The organism is Streptomyces laculatispora, from assembly GCF_017353455.1.
Classification (GTDB): domain Bacteria; phylum Actinomycetota; class Actinomycetes; order Streptomycetales; family Streptomycetaceae; genus Streptomyces; species Streptomyces laculatispora.
Genome location: NZ_JAFMPZ010000042.1, coordinates 1 through 4760 on the forward strand (window position 1 = coordinate 1; position 4760 = coordinate 4760).

Here is a 4760-nt window from a genome sequence, read left to right on the forward strand (position 1 = left end):
CCGCCGGTACCGGCGGCACCGCCAACTCGCCCTCGGCGACGCGCTCACCGGCGTCCTCCACCAGCCAGCGCCAGCGCAGGTGCCCCGTGTCCGCGAAGTCGTGACCGTTGCGGACCCCGACCGTGCGCGCGGCCCGGTCCACCGAGACCGTCACCGGTTCTACGGCCTTCTTGTACTCCATGAGCCCCGGGGACGGTGTCCGGTCCGGGAGGACCAGACCGTCGGCGACGAAGTTGCCGTCGTGGACCACCTCGCCGAAGTCGCCCCCGTACGCGAAGAACTCGCGTCCGTCCGCGGTCCGCTGCGTGATGCCGTGATCGATCCACTCCCAGACGAACCCGCCCTGGCAGCGCGGGTGCTGCTCGAAGAGGCGCTGGTACTCGACGAGTCCGCCGGGACCGTTGCCCATCGCGTGCGCGTACTCGCACAGGATGAACGGCAGTGCGCGCCGGTGCTCGTCGAGCGCCGGGTCCTTCGTCGGCTCCTCGACGCAGCGGCCGATGCGGTCGGTCTCGTCGTGGTCCGCGTACATCCAGCTGTAGACGTCCACGTAGCCGCTGTCCCGGTCGCCCTCGTAGTGGACCGGGCGGCCCGGGTCGCGCTCGTGGGTCCAGTCGGCCATCGCCCGGAGGTTGTCGCCGGTGCCGGCCTCGTTGCCGAGCGACCACATGATGACGGCGGGGTGGTTCTTGTCGCGCTCCACCATGCGGCTCATCCGGTCGAGGCAGGCGTCGAGCCAGCGCGGGTCCGCGCTCGGGTTGTCACGCCAGCCGACGAGCTCGAAGCCATGGGTCTCCAGATCGCACTCGTCGATCACCCAGAGGCCCAACTCGTCGCACAGGGAGAGGAATTCCTGGTCCGGCGGGTAGTGGCTGGTGCGGACCGCGTTGATGTTGTGCTGCTTCATCAGCTCGATGTCGCGGAGCATGGTCGCGCGGTCCAGGGTGCGGCCCGTCTCCGGATGCCACTCGTGGCGGTTGACACCGCGCAGCAGGATGCGCCGGCCGTTGACCTTCAGCAGACCGTCCTCGACCCGGACCCGGCGGAACCCGATGCGCAGCGGGACGCGTTCGCCCCCGGCGGTGAGCGTCGCGTCGTACAGCCGCGGGGTCTCCGCGGTCCACGGTTCGACGGCGACGCGCACGGTCTGCCCGGCGCGCAGGTCGAGGCCCAGCCCGGGGACCGTGACGTGGGCCTCGGTGCCCGCCGTCGCCGGGTCGGCGTCGACGCGCAGGATGCCCTCGCCCGTCAGATGGTCGTAGTCGGCGTGCACGAACAGGTCGCGGACGCCGTCGGCCGGGCGGTGCAGGAGGCGTACCGAGCGGAAGATCCCGGAGACCCACCACATGTCCTGGTCCTCCAGATAGCTTCCGGCCGACCACTGGTGCACCCGCACCGCGAGTACGTTGCGGCCGGGCCGCAGTGCCGCGGTCGCGTCGAACTCGGTGGGCAGCCGGCTGCCCTTGCCGTCGCCGAGCGGGGTGCCGTTGAGCCGGACGGCGAAGCACGAGTCGACGCCCTCGAAGCGCAGGACGGTTCGCCCGTCGCCGTCCGCGGGCCACCGTTCGGGCAGCGTGAACTCCCTGCGGTACTCGGCGGTGGGGTTGGCGTCCGGGACCCGCGGCGGGTCCACCGGAAAGGGGTAGATCTGGTTGGTGTACGCGGGGGAGCCCCGGCGAGGTGCGTGCGGGACGCCGTCCAGCTGCCAGCACGACGGTACGGAGACGGTCTCCCAGCCGGTGACATCGTGTGCCGGGTCCCCGAAGCCGGCTGTCAGGTCGTGGAGTCCGGCGCCGAGCCGGAAGTGCCAGTCGCCGTCGAGGTCCAGAGCCGCGGCATCGGACGAGAAACCGGCCCGCGGCGCCAGCCGGCCCGTCCCGGGCGACCGGCTCTCGACGTAGGCGAAGGAGGCGCGGTCGAACGCGGACCCGGTCCGGGACCCGGACGTGGGCACGCACGCGTGCACGGACTCGGACTCGGCGGATGATGCGGAACGGCTAGTGGTCACAGCCGCGGGTCCCTTCGCTCGGGCAGCAGGAAGCAGCGTTCCGGGCGAGCGTAGGGCGTGGGCGGCGTCAGTGGGACGGTTCTGACCTGCCGAAACTTTCGAATGGCGCGGTTGGTTGCATCGGTGCGGACACGGCCTGGTCGCCTGCCGTCGGCCGGACCGGGGTGTCCGGTCAGGCCGACGGCCGTGCGTCAGACGCCCGGCGGGACCCGGGAGGGGCGGCCGTTGCCGCGGGTCAGCGAGTAGCCGAAGACGGCCGCGAACGCGCCCAGCACCCCGCCGCCGACGGTCCACAGCCAGCGGTCGGTCCACCAGCCGGACGCCCAGCCGTCCTCGGGCTCACCCGCGAGCGGGACCGGGGCGGCCGAGGCGCCGTCGGCGGCCTGCTCGACCGAGGAGACACCGGGTACCAGCGGCTTGGCGAGCGTGCCGTCGACGTCCGCGGCGCCGCCCTTCCCGGTCGAGGTGACCTTGATCTCGGTCCGCACCGGCAGACCGAGATCCGCCGAGGGCAGATCGACGACCGTGAGGCGGACGTAGTAGCTGCCCGGCAGCGGGTCGTTGGCCCACGGCTCGGACCAGGCCCTGACGGTGCGCAGGACACAGGTGAGCTCGACCGTGGCGGCGTCGGCCGCGGCCTTGCCGGTCTGCTTGCCGTACATGCAGGCCTGGCGGCGGCGCAGACCGTCGTACACGTCGACCTGCCAGGTCGAGGCGCCGTGCCGGGTGGCGGTCTCGGGCAGGGTGACCTTCGCCTTGACGGTGGCCCGCTGGCCCGCGTCGGCCGGGAACACCCAGTACAGGTAGTCGCCCGTGGAGCCGCCGGCGGTGGCGGTCTGGTTCTGCTGGATCGCGGTGGCGGTACGGAAGGCGGTGCCCGCCTCCGTGGGGCCGGAGCCGTCGCCGGAGGCGCTGGGGCTCGGGCTCGCCGACGGGTCGTCCGCGACGGCGGCTCCCGCCCCGGTCAGCACGGCGAGGCCGGTCAGCAGCGCACCCGCGAGTACGCGTGTCGTACGGATCATCGGTTGGTCCTCCAGACGGCGATGCGCCAGCGCGAGATCCAGCCGGTCAGCAGGCCCGCGATCAGTCCGGTGAGGACGAGCACGCCGAGCAGCCACCAGCCGCGGCCGAGGCCGAACGCGGCGACGTCGGCCGCGTTGTCGCGACCGTCCACCACGTCGACGGTCAGCTCGACGGGCATACCGGGAGACGTCTTCACCGAGGCGGGCGCCGAGAAGGAGTTGCTGACCTGGAGGCAGACGGTCTCCGCGACCGGCTCGTCGTCGTCCGTGTCCTGCTCGGGCTTCGGGTAGCGCAGCCCGGACGAGATGGCGTCGGTGCGCCCGGTGCCTGACTCGGAACCTCTGACGATCTCCCGGCCGTGCACGGTCACCGCTCGCAGCAGCGTCCCGTAGTCGTTGTTCACGGCGCGGTCCGCGAAGACGCTGGCCGAGGCGCGCAGCTCCTGGCCGGGCAGCACGTCCACCCGGTACCAGCGGTGCTCGCCGAACTTCTCGCGGTCGGTGTAGAGGCCCGCCTTGAGCTTCGGGGCGTCGGTGCAGCTGTCCGCGCCCTCGGCCGCCACCGGGGTGACGACGGGTTCAGCCGCCCGGTCGACCAACTGCTTGACGCGGCCGGAGAGTTCATCGGTGTGCTGGACGGCGGTGTAGGTGCCGCCGGTGGCCTCGGCGATGCAGGTCAGCTGCTTGCGGATCTTCTCGTTCGGCACCAGGCCGAGGGTGTCGATGACCAGGTGAATGCCGCGTGCGGCGATGTCGCGGGCCACTTCGCAGGGGTCGAGCGGGCCGCAGGTGTCCTCGCCGTCGCTGATCAGCACGATCCGGCGGGTGGAGTCGCCGCCCTCCAGATCGTCGGCGGCGCCCAGCAGAGCGGGTCCGATCGGGGTCCAGCCGGTGGGGGCCAGGGTGGCGACCGCGGTCTTGGCCTCGGTGCGGTCCAGCGGGCCGACCGGATAGAGCTGCTTGGTGTCCTTGCAGCCGACCTTCCGGTCGTCGCCCGGGTAGTCGGCGCCGAGGGTGCGGATGCCGAGCTGCACCTGCTCGGGCACCGAGTCCAGGACCTCGTTGAACGCCTGCTTCGCCGCGGTCATCCGGGACTGGCCGTCGATGTCGCGGGTCCGCATGGAGCCGCTGACATCGAGCACCAGCTCGACCTTGGGGGACGCTTTGGTGGGGGTTTCATCGGCCGCGGCGGGGAGCGCCGAGCCGAGCCCGGCGGTCAGGGTGGCGAGCAGAATACCCACCCCGACCGTCAGCCTTCTTCTTATGATCATCGCCGGATAGTAGTGAACATCAGTTCGCTATCCAAAACCGGTGCTCCGGCTTTCGCGCCCGCTTGTACCCGACGTACGACGGAATGTGACAGCAGGTCAGGCCAGGGGCCCGGTCGGTGCTGTCCGCCGGGTCTCGCACTCAGTCCCGCGGCCGGTCCGCGCCCAGCAGCGGTTGCGATGCCCGGTCCAGGACCGAGCCGATCCGCGCCCAGGTGGCCAGGTCCCGTTCGACCGCTTCCAGTTGCGGATCCTCGCCGGTCTGCCAGCCGGTGGCGATCGCCACCGGGTCCCTGCCGGTGACGGCCGACGCCGCGAGGGCCGCCGCACCCATGGCGACGAGTTCCCCGCCGGCCGGCACGGTCACCGGCCGCCCGGACAGGCGCCGTACGGTCTCCACCCACTGGTGGCCCCGGGCGCCGCCGCCGATCAGCAGCAGCGGCCGGGCCGCCAGTGGGTGGA

At 72.3% G+C, this 4760-nt stretch carries 3 protein-coding genes and 1 pseudogene; all 4 read right to left on the bottom strand.

The features are described from left to right. Nucleotides 1–1954 (bottom strand): glycoside hydrolase family 2 TIM barrel-domain containing protein (locus J1C73_RS01505; protein WP_372446637.1); only part of this gene is annotated, 1954 nt, incomplete at its 3' end. Nucleotides 1955–2199: 245 nt separating this feature from the next. Then, nucleotides 2200–3030, bottom strand: a complete 831-nt coding sequence (locus tag J1C73_RS01510; protein WP_207314715.1) for a hypothetical protein — start codon at nt 3028–3030, stop codon at nt 2200–2202. Next, nucleotides 3027–4301, bottom strand: coding sequence for a VWA domain-containing protein (locus tag J1C73_RS01515; RefSeq protein WP_207314716.1), 1275 nt, complete (start codon nt 4299–4301; stop codon nt 3027–3029). The genes J1C73_RS01510 and J1C73_RS01515 overlap by 4 nt, the downstream gene beginning before the upstream one ends. A gap of 139 nt (nt 4302–4440) precedes the next feature. Next, nucleotides 4441–4760: pseudogene (locus tag J1C73_RS01520) on the bottom strand (xylulokinase); the annotation flags it as partial.

What these genes read in the sequence shown, in the direction of transcription:
- J1C73_RS01515 (WP_207314716.1), bottom strand. Translation starts at nt 4,301, where the DNA reads ATGATCATAAGAAGAAGGCTGACGGTCGGGGTGGGTATTCTGCTCGCC.
- J1C73_RS01510 (WP_207314715.1), bottom strand. Translation starts at nt 3,030, where the DNA reads ATGATCCGTACGACACGCGTACTCGCGGGTGCGCTGCTGACCGGCCTC.